11 protein-coding genes are annotated in these 13,722 nt (G+C 59.8%); 5 read left to right on the top strand and 6 right to left on the bottom strand.

Annotation, left to right across the window (positions count from 1 at the left end):
- Window positions 1-55: 55 nt before the first annotated feature.
- The 3 genes from SDD30_RS11065 to ahbA form a co-directional block, all read right to left on the bottom strand.
- Complete coding sequence (locus tag SDD30_RS11065) at window positions 56-2,803, bottom strand: heavy metal translocating P-type ATPase (protein WP_434074977.1); 2,748 nt, start codon at window positions 2,801-2,803, stop codon at window positions 56-58.
- A gap of 183 nt (window positions 2,804-2,986) precedes the next feature.
- Window positions 2,987-3,514 (bottom strand): siroheme decarboxylase subunit beta, encoded by a 528-nt coding sequence (ahbB, locus tag SDD30_RS11060; protein WP_434074976.1) that lies wholly within the window; start codon window positions 3,512-3,514, stop codon window positions 2,987-2,989.
- Window positions 3,477-3,965 (bottom strand): siroheme decarboxylase subunit alpha, encoded by a 489-nt coding sequence (gene ahbA / locus SDD30_RS11055; RefSeq protein ID WP_434074975.1) that lies wholly within the window; start codon window positions 3,963-3,965, stop codon window positions 3,477-3,479. The genes ahbB and ahbA overlap by 38 nt, the downstream gene beginning before the upstream one ends.
- Before the next feature lie 267 nt (window positions 3,966-4,232).
- Between ahbA and resB the strand changes: the two genes are divergently transcribed.
- The 3 genes from resB (at window position 4,233) to SDD30_RS11040 (ending at window position 6,913) form a co-directional block, all read left to right on the top strand.
- Window positions 4,233-5,579 (top strand): cytochrome c biogenesis protein ResB, encoded by a 1,347-nt coding sequence (resB, locus tag SDD30_RS11050; protein WP_434074974.1) that lies wholly within the window; start codon window positions 4,233-4,235, stop codon window positions 5,577-5,579.
- Between the two features lie 161 nt (window positions 5,580-5,740).
- Window positions 5,741-6,571, top strand: coding sequence for a c-type cytochrome biogenesis protein CcsB (ccsB, locus tag SDD30_RS11045; protein ID WP_434074973.1), 831 nt, complete (start codon window positions 5,741-5,743; stop codon window positions 6,569-6,571).
- Window positions 6,572-6,619: 48 nt separating this feature from the next.
- The gene (locus SDD30_RS11040; protein WP_434074972.1) at window positions 6,620-6,913 is read left to right on the top strand and encodes a thiamine-binding protein; all 294 of its coding nucleotides are present in this window, start codon (window positions 6,620-6,622) and stop codon (window positions 6,911-6,913) included.
- A gap of 47 nt (window positions 6,914-6,960) precedes the next feature.
- Here SDD30_RS11040 and SDD30_RS11035 read toward each other — a convergent pair whose 3' ends face one another.
- The 3 genes from SDD30_RS11035 to acs all read right to left on the bottom strand — a co-directional run bounded on the left by SDD30_RS11035 (window position 6,961) and on the right by acs (window position 11,382).
- A complete protein-coding gene (locus SDD30_RS11035; protein WP_434074971.1) occupies window positions 6,961-7,737 on the bottom strand; it encodes a LytR/AlgR family response regulator transcription factor in 777 nt (258 codons plus the stop codon).
- Complete coding sequence (locus tag SDD30_RS11030) at window positions 7,727-9,082, bottom strand: histidine kinase (protein ID WP_434074970.1); 1,356 nt, start codon at window positions 9,080-9,082, stop codon at window positions 7,727-7,729. The genes SDD30_RS11035 and SDD30_RS11030 overlap by 11 nt, the downstream gene beginning before the upstream one ends.
- Before the next feature lie 347 nt (window positions 9,083-9,429).
- Window positions 9,430-11,382, bottom strand: coding sequence for an acetate--CoA ligase (acs, locus tag SDD30_RS11025; RefSeq protein WP_434074969.1), 1,953 nt, complete (start codon window positions 11,380-11,382; stop codon window positions 9,430-9,432).
- Window positions 11,383-11,594: 212 nt separating this feature from the next.
- Here acs and acpS point away from each other — a divergent pair, with 212 nt between their 5' ends.
- Both acpS and SDD30_RS11015 read left to right on the top strand, forming a co-directional pair.
- The gene (gene acpS, locus SDD30_RS11020) at window positions 11,595-11,981 is read left to right on the top strand and encodes a holo-ACP synthase (RefSeq protein WP_434074968.1); all 387 of its coding nucleotides are present in this window, start codon (window positions 11,595-11,597) and stop codon (window positions 11,979-11,981) included.
- 161 nt (window positions 11,982-12,142) lie between these two features.
- Entirely contained in the window at window positions 12,143-13,708 is a 1,566-nt protein-coding gene (locus SDD30_RS11015; protein ID WP_434074967.1) for an NAD(P)H-hydrate dehydratase, read from the top strand.
- Window positions 13,709-13,722 lie beyond the last annotated feature (14 nt).

Raw genomic sequence — 13,722 nt, 5'->3', positions numbered from 1 at the left:
TGACTAAAGAAAAGGTGAGGGCTACCCGGCGGGGCAGCCCTTAAATGATTCTACATTACTCCTCCAGCTGCCGGGCGTAGCCCTTCAGCAATAGGGAACTGGTAACCACGGAGACGGAGGAAAAGGCCATGGCCAGGCCGGCCCACTCCGGCGGCAGCAACCGGCCCGTTAAGGGGTAGAGGACGCCGGCGGCTACCGGTAGGCCGATGGCGTTATAAATCAAGGCCCAGAAGAGGTTCTGCTTTACTTTATAAAGGGTGCGGCGGCCCAGGCGAATGGCCCGTTCCACGTCCAGGAGGTCGTTTTTGACCAGGATGACATCCCCGGTTTCTTTAGCCACGTCGGTACCAGAACCGATGGCCAGGCCGATGTCAGCCTGGGCCAGGGCCGGGGCGTCGTTGATGCCGTCACCGACCATGGCCACCTTGTGGCCGGCTTCCTGGTATTTCTTGACGACCTTGATCTTGTCCTCGGGCAGCACCTCTGCCTCGACGGCCTCGATGCCCACCTGGGCGGCTACTGCTGCCGCCGCCCGGCGGTTGTCACCGGTGATCATAAAGGTCTTTAGACCCAGGGCGTGCAGGCGCTTGATGGCTTCCGGGGAGTTTTCCTTGATCACGTCGGCCAGGCCCAGGACCCCGATTATTCTCCGGGCATAGGCGACAAACATGGTTGTTTTACCCTCAGCGGCCAGGCGGTTGAAGGCTGCCTCCGCCGGCCCGGTGTCCACCTGATACCGGGTCATTAGTCTTTTATTGCCCACCAGCAGCTCCTGGCCGTTTACCCGGCAGGCGATGCCGTGGCCGCCCTCTTCCCGGTAGTCCGTAACCTCTTCGAGGGGTAGAGCCAGGGCCTGGGCCCGGGTGACGACGGCGGCAGCCAGGGGGTGGGTGGAGAGAGCTTCCCCGGTAGCGGCGAACTTTAGGACCTCCTGCTCCTGGTACTCCCCGAGGGGTATGACGTCGGTAACCTCCGGGGTACCCTTGGTGATCGTGCCGGTCTTATCAAAGCCGATGGCCGTGATTTTAGCCATGCCTTCCAGGACGGCGGCCGATTTAAACAGGATGCCCCGGCTGAGACCGATGCCGCTGCCGACCATAATGGCCGTCGGCGTGGCCAGGCCCAGGGCGCAGGGGCAGGCGATGACCAGGACGGCGATCATGGCGGTAAAGGCGAAGACGAAGGTGCTGTGCAGGCCGAAAAACCAGATAAGGAAGGTCAGGACCGCTATGGAAACTACCGCCGGGACGAAGTAATTGGCTACCGTATCGGCGAAGCGCTGGATGGGGGGTTTCACCCCCTGGGCCTCTTCCACCATAGCGACGATCTGGGCCAGGACGGTATCTTTGCCGATCCTGGTGGTCCGCACGGTAATGCTGCCGGAGATATTGATGGTGGCGCCGGTGACCTGGGCGCCGGGGCCCTTTTCTACCGGCAGGGCTTCGCCCGTCAGCATGGCTTCGTTGACGGTAGTCTCACCCGTGAGGATTTCACCGTCAACGGGGATCTTTTCCCCGGGCTTTACCAGCACCACGTCGCCCACCTGGACGGCCGAGGCGGCTACCTCCCGGGTTTCGCCATCTACCACCAGGCGGGCCTTGTCCGCCTGGAGCTCCAGGAGTTTCTTTAAGGCCTGGCCGGCCTGGCCCTTGGCCCGGGCCTCCAGGAACTTGCCGATGCGGACGAAGGTAATCAGCAGGACGGAGGTATCAAAAAAGGTGTCGCCGGCAAAGAAGACCTGGGGAAAGGTGGTCAGAACGCTATAACCATAGGCAGCCGTAATACCCAGGGCCACCAGGACATCCATATTGGCCGCACCGTTTTTTAAGGCGTGATAGGCCCCGCGGTAAAAGGTCCAGCCGGCGGTGAACTGGACAATGGTGGCCAGCCCGAACATGAGATACTTGGTGACCGGGGTCATGGGGGCCAGGTACATCAGCAGGACTACCGGTAGGCTCATGAGGCTGCTGAAGATTAACCAGTTGCGCTCTTCCCGGGCCCGGTCCGGCTCCTGCTCGGCGGCGACTGTATCCAGGGGAATATAACCGGCGTCCCGCACTACGGTAAAGATGGTCTCCCGGTCCACCTGGCGGGGATTATAGATGACGGTGACGGTTTCGGCGGCAAAATTGACGGCGGCGCTGGTCACTCCCGGTGTCTGCTGCAGCCTCTTTTCGATGGTCAGGGCACAGTTGGCGCAGGACATGCCGCCGACTTTGAACTGCAACTTCCCCGGCTCACCCTCTTCCCGCAGGGCGTAGCCCAGATCCTTGACCCGGGCCGCCAGGGTATCTTCGTCAACCTGGTTGGGGTCCATTTCTACTGTCAATTTCTCGCTAGCAAAGTTTACCGCCGCCGCCGTGACACCGGGCAACCTGGCCACCCCTTTTTCCACCGTCAGGGCGCAGTTGGCGCAGGTCATCCCGACTACTTTAAACTGTTTTTTGACTGTCTTCCCCTGGGGGGCAGCCAGGTGGACTCCCCGGGCCGGTGCTGCTTTTTCGGGGTTGGCAGCCGTCACCGTGGTTTCCCGGGCGGGGGTACCAGATGCGCTGGGCAGCCCGCCCGCAGCAAGGGCCTCATCACCAGGGAACCGGGCGGTATAGCCGGCTTCTTGAATGGTTGCTTTAATCTTATCCGGAGATACTTCCTCCGGGTTATAAACAAAGCTGGCTGTATTGTCCGCCAGGGAGACCTGGACCTCTTTTACGCCCGGCAGGGCCGCCAGGGTGTTGGTTACCCGGCGGACGCAGTGCTGGCAAGTCATGCCCTCGATGTCAATGGTTATTTTCTTCTCGGTCATGGTAGGCACTTCCTTTCGAAACACCCCTGGGGGGTATATTCCCACCTTAGCACAGCAAGGCTTGACTGTCAAGGAGTGGCCGGTCTTTCCCCTCCGCCAGTGATTTCATTCACTGCATGCGTTTATTGTCTAAGGCTGTCACGGTAGCCCTGCCTGCAACTTCAGTCGCTACACAGCTCATTTTTATTCTTCGCTAGTAGGTACGTTAACGGGGGGCTCTTCAAAGTAGCACATGCTCTCTTTTTTTAATTCAGCCGTACTGAAGATAAGCTGGTAGTCGTGGTTATTAATGGCCGTAGCCAGTCGTTGCGCCAGCAGGTAGCACTGCCGCCGGTCCCCGCCGTGGATCATGGCGTAGAGGTTATAGGGCCATGCGGGCCGGCTTTGCCGCTGGTAGCAGTGGGTGACTTCTTTAAAGGCAGCCAGCTTTTGACCGGCAGCCACAGCTTGCTCTTCGGGTACACGCCAGACCACCATAGCGTTGGCCACGATACCGGCCTGCCGGTGGCGCAGGGCGGCGCCAAAACGGCGCATAATGCCCTCCTGCTGCAAAGACTTGAGGCAGGCCAGCACTTCCTCCTCACTCAGACCCAGTTCAGCGGCCGCCCGGTGAAAGGGCCGGGGTTCTAAGGGCAGGTCGCCCTGGAAGAGGCGGACGATAGCCTTTTCTAACTCAGTTAGCTGGCGCGGTATTGGCATTATTATTTCCATTATTACCCTCCAGGTCGAAGTTGACGCGGATTTTAAAGGGGCGTTCTACCGGTAGTTCCAGGAGGCTTAACCCGGTCCGGTTTTCAATGGCTGTCATTACCTTCTCCAGGTGCCGGCGGTCGGGGCCGATGATGGTAAACCACATGTTGTATTCATGTTCCCGCAAGTAGTTGTGGGTGACACCGGGAAAGGAATTGACTACGGCCGCGACCGTATCCAGGCGTTCCGGCGGCACCTTCAGGGCGCAGAGGGTGCTGACATAGCCCAGCCGCCGGAGTTCAAAGACGCCTCCCAGGCGGCGGATAACCCCTTCCTCCTTCAATTTGGCGATCATTTTTATGACCCTAGCCTCATCCAGGCCCAAACGGCGCCCGATTTCCTGATAGGGCTGCGGCACCAGGGGAAACTCCTCCTGGAGGAGGTTCAGGAGGCGACGCTCGATTTGCTTCAAAGGGATACCTCCATAAAAGTGATGCTGAGGGATAATAATAGATAATAGTAAAGACTACTAGTGGTTTATTCGCGAAGTACATTAAAAAATCCTTTAGGAACACATAAAGGAGTTCCGGCAAAGGAATTATTTCTTACATCGTCTACTAAAGCGACCTTAACCGGCAGGATTCTCGTAGTTATTGTGGAATTTAGCTGTATCCTGCTATGAGGGTACGTCTCATTTTGGAGGAGGAAGGCCTACCCGTCAATGGTTCAGGCCTAAACTATGCCGTTAACTGATCAGACAGGAATTACCAGGATAATCTGGCGGGGCCTGGTATCCATGCGCCTAGCCCTTTTTCTCCTGCTCTTTATCGCCGGGGTAGCCGTTGTGGGGACCCTGATTCCCCAGGGTAACCCCCCGGCCTTCTACCAGTATGCCTACGGCTCCTGGCGGGCCGGCATCATCCGTTTCTTCCAGTTAAATAGTGTCTTCCGCTCCGGGGTGTTTTTAGTCCCGACTTTTCTTCTTACTATCAGCCTGCTGGCCTGCGTCGCCGACCGCTGGCGGCCGGCCTGGCGCCAGGTCAGCACCTATCATTACCGCTATCATGAGGAAGATTATACCGGTATCACCACCAGTAAAAGCCTGGTCACGGCCAACCCCCGGGAGACCCTCGCCGCCCTGGTAGCGGCCTGCCGCCGGCGGCATTACCGGGCCTTTACCGAGGTCAGGGAGGAACGGCTTTACCTGTACGCCGACCGGGGCCGCTGCGGGGTCCTGGGCTCCCTCCTGACCCACTTGAGCGTGGTGCTGATCGTCACCGGCGGTCTTTATAGCGGCCTGGCAGGGTTCGGGGGTTATGTCAACATTCCTGCCGGCGCCACCGTGGCCATCCCCCGGGCGGGCTTTGCCGCCCGCCTGGATGCCTTTCGCATTGATTACTACAGCGACGGGACCCCCAAACAGTATTATAGCACCCTGACCGTCGTCGATGCCGGCCGGGAGGTCGAACAGCGGGTTATTGCCGTTAATTCCCCCCTGACTTATAAAGGGGTTACCCTCTACCAGGCCGGCTATGGCTGGGCAGTAGATGGGGTACTTAAAATCCAGGGCCGGGAGATCCAGTTTACCGCCCCGGACCGGGAGACTATTCCCCTGACAGGAGACCTGCGCCTGAAGGCCGTATTTTATCCCGATTACGTTACTGATCCCGCCGGGCACCCTGGTAGCCGGAGTTCCCGGCCAGCTAATCCCCGGGTAGGCTATTTTCTGTTGCAAGGCGAGAAGGTAATTAGTTACAGTTTAGTCGGCCTGAATGAACCCCTGGCGGCTGGAAACGGCCTGATCCTTACCTTTACCGGTTACCGCCAGTATACGGGATTGAAGGTTACCCACGACCCAGGCATTCCCGTGGTGTATGCGGGGGCAGCTTTCTTACTTCTGGGCCTTTGTTTGAGCTTTTATGTCCGGCGGCGCCAGATCTGGGGTATGGTTATTCCCGCAGAAGGCGGCTGCCGCGTTCTGCTGGCCGGAGCCGCCCCGCGCCAGCCGGCCGGCCTGGCCGGGGAGCTGGAAGAATTGCTGGAAGAGCCCCTAATGGGGGCTGCCGTCCCCGCCAAGAAACTATGAAAATGTTAGCTGAAGGACTGGGGGGTACAGGCGGCAGGCGACTCGGTTCGAGGCGTCAGCAAACTCAGCGAAGTCGCAGCGAGGCGGCGGTGAACGGGATGATAACCGGGCATCCAGGGGGATTTTGACAAAGCAGCAAAACAAAACGAGGAATGATCAGCATGATCAGCACCTGGGAAAATATCTTTTTCACCCCGGCAGTAGTTCTCTACCTGCTGGCCATGGTCCTATATTTTATCGCCTTGACCCGGCGCCGGGAGAAAACCGGCCGCCTGGCCTTTTTCGTGACGACCATCGCCTTTATCCTCCATACCCTGGCCCTGGGGGCCCGGACTCTGGCCGCCGGCAGGTTGCCCTTCAGTAATATGTATGAGTTCACCTCCCTCTTCGCCTGGGGGATCGCCCTGGTCTTCCTGGTTGTCGCGCGGCGTTATGCCATTCAGGCCCTGGGGGCCTTCGTGCTGCCCCTGATCTTTGCCTTGCTGGGTTACGCCGCCGTTCTCCCCCGGGAGATCCGGCCCCTGGTGCCGGCCCTGCAAAGCTACTGGCTGCAGTTACATGTCTTCACGGCCATCCTGGCCTACGGCGGTTTCGGCCTTTCCTTTGGGGTGGCTATCATGTACCTGCTCAAGGAAAGACAGGAACTGGCCGGGAAACTCTTCAGCCCCTTTTACCGGTTATTGCCGGATTTGAGGACCCTGGATGAACTGAATTACAGCGCCATAGCCTTCGCCTTTCCCTTTATGACCCTGGTCCTCATTACCGGGGCTATCTGGGCGGAACGGGCCTGGGGCGCTTACTGGAGCTGGGACCCCAAGGAGACCTGGGCCCTGATTACCTGGCTTATTTACGCTGTCTACCTTCATGCCCGTTTGACCTATGGCTGGAAGGGCCACCGGGCGGCCTGGATGGCGTTAATCGGCTTTCTGGCGGTCCTCTTCACCTATTTTGGCGTCAACCTCTTCCTGTCGGGGCTGCACAGCTACGTGTAGAAAATTAAACAACAGGGGTAACAAACCTGCGGCAAAGGGGGCGATTTTATGATGATTGCCTGTCAGTTATCACTTTATCCCCTGGGGACGGCGGCCTACTCGTCGGTGATCAAAGAGGCCGTGGCCGTGCTGGCCGAGACCGGGGTAGAGGTAGAGGTAAACAGCATGAGCACCATTATTCGTGGTGAGGAAGAGGCTGTTTGGCGGGCGGTCAGGAAGCTGTTCCAGGTGGCGGCGGCTCGTGGTGAAGTGGTCTTGAACGTAACCGTATCCAATCGCTGCGGGTGTAAAGTAGCCCCAAAAAGTGCCCCGGCAGGGGCAGGATGTGGGCAACAAGCTTAATGGAATGCTGCTTATGGGAAGCCTGGGCGGACCGATGCCCTGACCACCTAGTTAATCCCCAGCAGGCTCTTAAGCTTGCGGGCCTGGTTGCGGCTGACCGGCACCTCACTCTGCTGCTTGTCGGCCATAATAAGGGTATAGGTGCCGTTAAAGAAGGGGACCAGCTCACGGACCCGGTTTAGGTTAACGATATAGCAACGGTGGCAGCGAAAGAAGCTGCGGGGATCCAGGCGGCTCTCCAGTTCCTTTAAAGTAAAGCGGGTCAGGTACTGGTCGTTGGAGGTCTTCAAGTAGACGTTATCCCCCTGAGTGCAGGCGTAGATCAGGTCATTCTGGTCCAGGAGGATGGTCTTGCCATCTTTTTCTACCGGCAGGCGGTTGAGGCGACCCCGGTTACCATTATTACTATTACTGGTGCTGGCCGCGGCCCCGGCAGCAGCCGGCTGCTGCTGGCGCTGCTCCGCCAGGCGGCGGACCTTTTCAATGGCCTGGCGCAGGCGTTTTTCATCGAAGGGTTTTAAAAGGTAGTCAACGGCGTTGACTTCAAAGGCTTGTAGGGCGTACTCCCCATAGGCGGTGACAAAGATAATAAAGGGCGGGTTGGGCCGCTTCTGGATGGCCCGGGAGAGCTCCAGGCCGTTCATCCCCGGCATGTTGATATCCAGGAAAAGGATAGTGTAGTCCAGGGCACTGACCAGGTTCAGGGTTTCCCGGGCATTGGTGGCCTCGCCGACGACTTCGATATCTTTAAACTCCTGGAGCATGAAACGCAGTTCCTGGCGCGCCGGGTATTCATCATCGACTATTAAGGCTTTAAACGTCATTGGCTAGTAGCTCCTTTGCCGGGGTTTCTTCGACTGTGGCTGCCTTCAGGACCGGCACCCGCAAGAAGACGGTAGTTCCCTGGCCGGCCTGGCTGGTTAGGCGCAGGCCGTAATCCTGGCCGTACAGGTTCTGGCAACGCAGGTTGACATTGCTGAGGCCCACTCCGTTACCTGATCCGTAACCAGGTTGCATCACCCGGCTGATCTTTTCGGCCGGAATGCCGGTACCGTCATCCTTGACGGCCAGGTGGAGTTCACCGTCTACCAGGCGACCGGAGACCTTGATCGTACCCGGCCCCTCCTTAGGCAACAGGCCGTGATTAATGGCATTCTCTACCAGGGGCTGCAGGCTGAGGACGGGGATATGGTAATCCATGAGTTCTGGGGGTATATCCTGCAGGTAGCGGAATTTGCTGCCGAAGCGGGCCTTTTCCAGGACCAGGTAGGTGCGGACACACTCCAACTCTTCCCGCAGGGTAGTCAGGCTACCGTGGCGGTTTAAGGTCTGCCGGAAGAGGTTGGCCAGGCGAATGAGCAGGCGCCTGGCCCGGTCCGGGTCTGTGCGGCTGAAACTGATAATGGTGTTCAAGGTATTAAAGAAGAAATGGGGGTTAATCTGGGCGTTGAGGGCCTCCAGCCGGGCTTCGGTCAGGAGCTGGCGCTGGCGGTCCAGCTCCGATAGCTCGATTTGCAGGCTCAACAGGTTGGCCAGGCCGGCGGCCAGGCGGACGATCTCCGGCTGGAAGAGGCCTTCCTTAGTCTGGTAGAGCTTCAGGGCGCCGACAATCTCCTCCCGGCATTTTAATGGAACGATGACCGCCGACTTCAAAGGGCAGTTGCAGCCCAGACCGTAGCGGGGGCAGCACAAACCCTGGGGGGTGTTGACCACCTTCATCCGGCCGGTGGCAATAACCTCTTTCGTAGCTTCGGTGAGAATCCGGTCGCCGGCCTGGTGCTGGTCACAACCCACACCCAGGAAGGTTAAGACCCGCTCCCGATCGGTAATGGCTATGGCCGGCACCTGGGTGAGGTCCTGGATTATCTCAGCTGTCTTGGCGGCGGTAGTTTCATTCAAACCGCCGCGTAGGACCGGCAGGGTCTGGTTGGCTATTTGCATGGTAGAGGCAAAGATACTGTCGTTGCTAAAGCTGGTGTCTTCCTCCTCCGGGGGCTGGGATAAAGAACAGGGTGGTCCCTGGAAGGACTTTACCAGTCCCGCCCCCAGGGCGTTGAAAACCCCAAAAGCAAGGATGGCCAGGAAGGGCGGTACCTGGAATAAAAGGGCGGCAGTCAGGATTTCGCCTGCAGCCAGGGCAGCAAAAAGCAAGTAGTTTTTACGGTGCATAACCGGCCCCCCGTTCTGGTGATAAGAAAATTAAGAAAGCGGATCCCATCCTTTGTAGTTAATTCCATGCTACACCGAAGCGGCTTTCTTGTCAATCAGCGAGATCATACCAGCTAGCGGCTGGGGTGAACCCCTTAGAGCTATTAACACGGCGAGTTACCTCCGATGCGAACATGGAAATACCAGGTAGGCATTTGTTGGCAGCGAGGACCATGAAGTGGGCGACGGCAATTTAATTGGCGTTTTCGGGAGAGGCAAAATAAAACCCCCCGGGTTTTCACCGGGAGGTTGCTTGTTACTCTCTTGCAAGAATTTACAGGGAAAGGTGCGGACTAGCCGGCAAGTTTTCAGGCCTCTTCAGCGTAGGCGGTTTTCAGTTTAGCCACTGTAGCTGGGTCGGCCAGGGTGGAGATATCCCCCAGGGCGCGGCCCTCGGCGATGTCCCGCAGGAGGCGGCGCATGATCTTGCCGCTGCGGGTCTTGGGCAGCTCGGCGGTGAAGAAGATCTCTTCCGGCCGGGCCAGCGCGCCGATTTTTTGCACCACGTGTTCCCGCAACTCCCGGACCAGTTCCGGGGTGGCCGGGACGTCATCCTTTAAGGTAACAAAGGCGACGATGGCCTGACCCTTGATTTCGTGTTCCCGGCTGATGACAGCGGCCTCAGCGACACCCGGGTGGTCTACCAGGGCGCTTTCGACCTCCATGGTGCCGATGCGGTGGCCGGAAACGTTAATGACATCATCCACCCGGCCCAGGAGCCAGAAATAGCCGTCTTCATCCTGGCGGGCGCCGTCACCGGTGAAGTAGTAACCGGGGATGCGGTTCCAGTACTGGTTGACATAACGGTCAGGGTCGCCAAAGATGGTCCGCATCATGGCCGGCCAGGGTTTTTTGATGACCAGGTAACCGCCCTGGCCCGGGGGAACGGGTTCACCCTTCTCGTCAACAATGGCCGCTTCAATCCCTGGGAAGGGCCGGCCGGCCGAACCGGGTTTTAAAGGGGTCAACCCCGGCAGGGGACTGATGAGGATCATCCCCGTCTCCGTCTGCCACCAGGTGTCAACAATGGGACAGCGGCGGTGGCCGATGTAGTTATAATACCACACCCAGGCCTCCGGGTTGATGGGTTCACCGACGCTCCCCAGGAGCCGCAGGGAGGAGAGGTCATGCCGGGCCGGGTAGGCGGGGCCGGAGCGCATAAAGGAACGGATAGCCGTGGGAGCGGTATAAAAGACGGTGACGCCGTATTTTTCAATGATCTGCCAGTAGCGGTCCGGCCGGGGATAATCAGGGCTGCCTTCATACATCAGCACCGTCGCCCCGTTGGCCAGGGGGCCGTAGACAACGTAACTATGGCCGGTGATCCAGCCGATATCGGCGGTACACCAGTAGACATCCCCGTCTTTCAGATCAAAAATATAGTGAGCGGTTGTGGCTGTACCCACCAGGTAACCGCCGGTGGTATGGACCACGCCCTTGGGTTTGCCGGTGGTGCCGCTGGTATGGAGGATAAAGAGGGGATCCTCGGCCTCCATGTGTTCCGGGGGCGTATACAAGGGAGCCGCGGCCATGAGCTCGTGCCACCAGAGGTCGCGGCCGGGCTGCATATTAACCCTGTCGCCGGTACGCTTGGCGACGATAACCCGTTCGATGCTGGGGGCGCTGGCCAGGGCGGTGTCGGCACTCTCCTTTAAAGCCACCACCCGGCCTTTCCGGTAACCCCCATCAGCGGTAATCAGGACCTTGGCACCGATGTCGTTAATCCGGTCCCGCAGGGCGGCGGCGCTGAAGCCGCCGAAGACCACATTATGGACGGCGCCGATGCGGGCGCAGGCCAGCATGGCTATGGGCAGTTCCGGGATCATGGGGAGATATATAGTCACCCGGTCGTCCCGCTTAACCCCCAGGGAACGCAGGACGCCCGCAAACTTGTTGACCTCCCGGTAGAGGTCGCGGTAGGTCAGGACGACGGCGTCCCCCGGTTCCCCTTCCCAGATAATGGCCGCCTTATTACGGCGCCAGGTCTCTACGTGGCGGTCCAGGCAATTATAGGAAGCGTTGAGGGTGCCGCCGTTGAACCACCAGGCCACAGGGTAATCCCATTCCAACACCCGGTCCCAGCGGCGGAACCAGTGGAGCCGGGCGGCCTCCCGGGCCCAGAACTCCTCGCTGTTTTCACCTTCCCGGTAGAGCTCGCCGTCTTTAGCGTTGGCTGCCGCCGTAAAGGCCGGCGGGGGCGGGAAGGAACGGTTTTCCTTTAATAAAGCTTCGATGGTGAGGGTCCGGGTGTCTTGACCCATGGATGTCACTCCCTTCCTGTGGTTCTATCTTAAGCGGTGGCCGGAAAAAAGAAAAGGATTTGGCCGTTAAAGGTTGCCAGTGCGACTTTAAAGGTCAACTGGGACAGCCCAACGGGAAGGAGGTAATTTCTACAAAAGAGAAGGTTTTTCAACATCCTTGCCGAATAAGCTTAAAGGGAATTAAGGTGCAGGCAAATGGTTAGGATGGGATTATGCTAAATTCCGGGATAGACATTGTCGAAATCGAGCGCCTGGAAGGGGCTATCGACCGCCACCCTCGTTTCCTCAGCCGGGTGTTTACCCCGGCCGAACGGGCCTACTGCCTGGCCCGGCGGCGACCCGGGGCTTCCCTGGCGGCCCGCTTTGCCGCCAAAGAGGCGGTCATGAAGGCCCTGGGGTTCGGGTTGGGTTGTTGTTCCTGGCAGGATATTGAGATCCGCCGAGAGCCGGGCGGACGGCCGCAGGTAATCCTCCACGGCCGCGCCCGGCAGCTGGCCCGGGAACAGGGGGCCGGGGCGATAACCATCAGCCTTTCCCACTGCCACGCCTACGCTACGGCAGTAGCCCTGGTAGAAATATCATTACAGCGGAGCCCTTGATGGGAGCTGTCGCTCCGCCACGAAACCCTGAAAAGGCTAGCTGAAGGGCTGGCGGGTACAGGTGGAGGATGACTTGGTTCGAGGCTTTAGCAAACTCGAGCTGTGCCGCCGCGAGGCGGCGGTGAACGGGACAGAAGCCTATTTTCGGAGGCAGATTAATCATGTACCTGGTAACGGCAGCGGAGATGGGCCGGTTGGATCGCCTGGCCGCCAGCGAATATATGATCCCCAGTATCGTCCTGATGGAAAACGCCGGTCTGCGGGTAGTAGAATCCATCCGGCGTCACTTCCAGGAACAGGTGGCCAACCGCCGGATCTTAATCTTTTGCGGCAAAGGCAACAACGGCGGCGACGGCCTGGTAGTCGCCCGCCACCTCCTGAACCAGGGCGCCGAGGTGAAGGTTTTTCTCCTGGCCCGGCCGGAGGACCTGCGAGGTGACGCCCGGACCAACCTGGAGATTTACCAGAAGATGGGCGGTAAATTGCTGCTCCTCCTGGGGGAAAGCCACCTGCAACGGGCCGATATTGCCCTCCTTTATGCCGATCTGGTGGTGGACGCCATCTTTGGTACGGGTTTTAAGGGGGCGGCCCTGGGCCTGCCGGCAGCCGTCATCACCATGATTAATAAAGCCCACCGGGAGACAGTAGCCGTAGACCTGCCCTCCGGCCTGGAGGCGGATACCGGGCGCTGCTTCGGCCCCTGTATCCAGGCTACCTGGACCGTCACCTTCGCCCTGCCCAAACTGGGCCTGGTCGTCGAACCGGGAGCCGGCCTGACCGGGCGCCTGGAGGTCGCGGACATCGGCATCCCCCAGAAATTGATCGCCAGCCAGCATATCAATCGTCTTCTCCTAACGCCGGCCTGGTGCCGGGCCCGCTTGCCCCGGCGTGAAGCCGGCGGCCATAAGGGCCTGTACGGCCGGATCCTGGCTGTAGGGGGCTCCCCGGGCCTCACCGGGGCCATTACCATGGCGGCCACGGCGGCCCTGAAGGCCGGGGCCGGCCTGGTCACCGCCGCCGTGCCCCGGGGAGTCCAGGGGATCCTGGCCATAAAAACGACGGAGGTTATGACCCATCCTCTGCCGGAAACACCTGGCGGCACCTTAAGCCGCGACGCCCTGGACCCCCTTCTGGAACGGGTAGCCGCCAGCGACGTCCTGGCCCTGGGGCCGGGCCTTTCCCAGGATCCGGCCACGGTAGACCTGGTTAAGGAATTGCTCCCCCGGCTGGAGATACCGGCGGTGGTGGATGCCGACGCCTTAAACGCCCTGGCTACCGATACCAGTGTCCTGGAGGGCGAACACGGTCCTCTGGTCCTGACCCCCCACCCGGGGGAGATGGCCCGCCTGCTGGGAACCACCACCGCCAAGATCCAGGAGGACCGCCTGGAAATGGCCGCCCAGTATGCCCGCAAGTGGCAGGTAGTCCTCCTGCTGAAAGGAGCACGGACGGTTATCGCCCGGCCGGACGGCCCGGTATATATCAACCCCACCGGTAACCCCGGTATGGCCACTGCCGGCAGCGGCGATGTCCTGACGGGGATTATTGCCGGCTTGATGGGCCAGGGCCTGGAGCCCGGGGTGGCCGCCGCCCTGGGAGCTTACCTTCATGGGGCCGCTGGGGACCTGGCAGCCGCAGAGCGGGGCCAGTATTCCCTGATGGCCGGAGACCTGCTGGAGTTTTTACCCCTGGCCTTGCGCAGCTTAGAAGCGGAAACATCCGCCTGAAGGGAAGCTGCCTC

The organism is Moorella naiadis (nom. illeg.) (assembly GCF_051020825.1).
GTDB classification, from domain to species: Bacteria; Bacillota; DSM-521; order Neomoorellales; family Neomoorellaceae; genus Neomoorella; species Neomoorella naiadis.
This window is presented reverse-complemented; position numbering and strand designations above follow the sequence as displayed.

Bases quoted from the DNA above. Each gene is read 5' to 3' on its own strand.
- acs (WP_434074969.1), bottom strand. From the start codon at position 11,382: ATGGGTCAAGACACCCGGACCCTCACCATCGAAGCTTTATTAAAGGAA.
- SDD30_RS11035 (WP_434074971.1), bottom strand. From the start codon at position 7,737: ATGACGTTTAAAGCCTTAATAGTCGATGATGAATACCCGGCGCGCCAG.
- resB (WP_434074974.1), top strand. From the start codon at position 4,233: ATGCCGTTAACTGATCAGACAGGAATTACCAGGATAATCTGGCGGGGC.
- SDD30_RS11015 (WP_434074967.1), top strand. From the start codon at position 12,143: ATGTACCTGGTAACGGCAGCGGAGATGGGCCGGTTGGATCGCCTGGCC.
- SDD30_RS11065 (WP_434074977.1), bottom strand. From the start codon at position 2,803: ATGACCGAGAAGAAAATAACCATTGACATCGAGGGCATGACTTGCCAG.
- ccsB (WP_434074973.1), top strand. From the start codon at position 5,741: ATGATCAGCACCTGGGAAAATATCTTTTTCACCCCGGCAGTAGTTCTC.
- acpS (WP_434074968.1), top strand. From the start codon at position 11,595: ATGCTAAATTCCGGGATAGACATTGTCGAAATCGAGCGCCTGGAAGGG.
- ahbB (WP_434074976.1), bottom strand. From the start codon at position 3,514: ATGGAAATAATAATGCCAATACCGCGCCAGCTAACTGAGTTAGAAAAG.
- SDD30_RS11030 (WP_434074970.1), bottom strand. From the start codon at position 9,082: ATGCACCGTAAAAACTACTTGCTTTTTGCTGCCCTGGCTGCAGGCGAA.
- SDD30_RS11040 (WP_434074972.1), top strand. From the start codon at position 6,620: ATGATGATTGCCTGTCAGTTATCACTTTATCCCCTGGGGACGGCGGCC.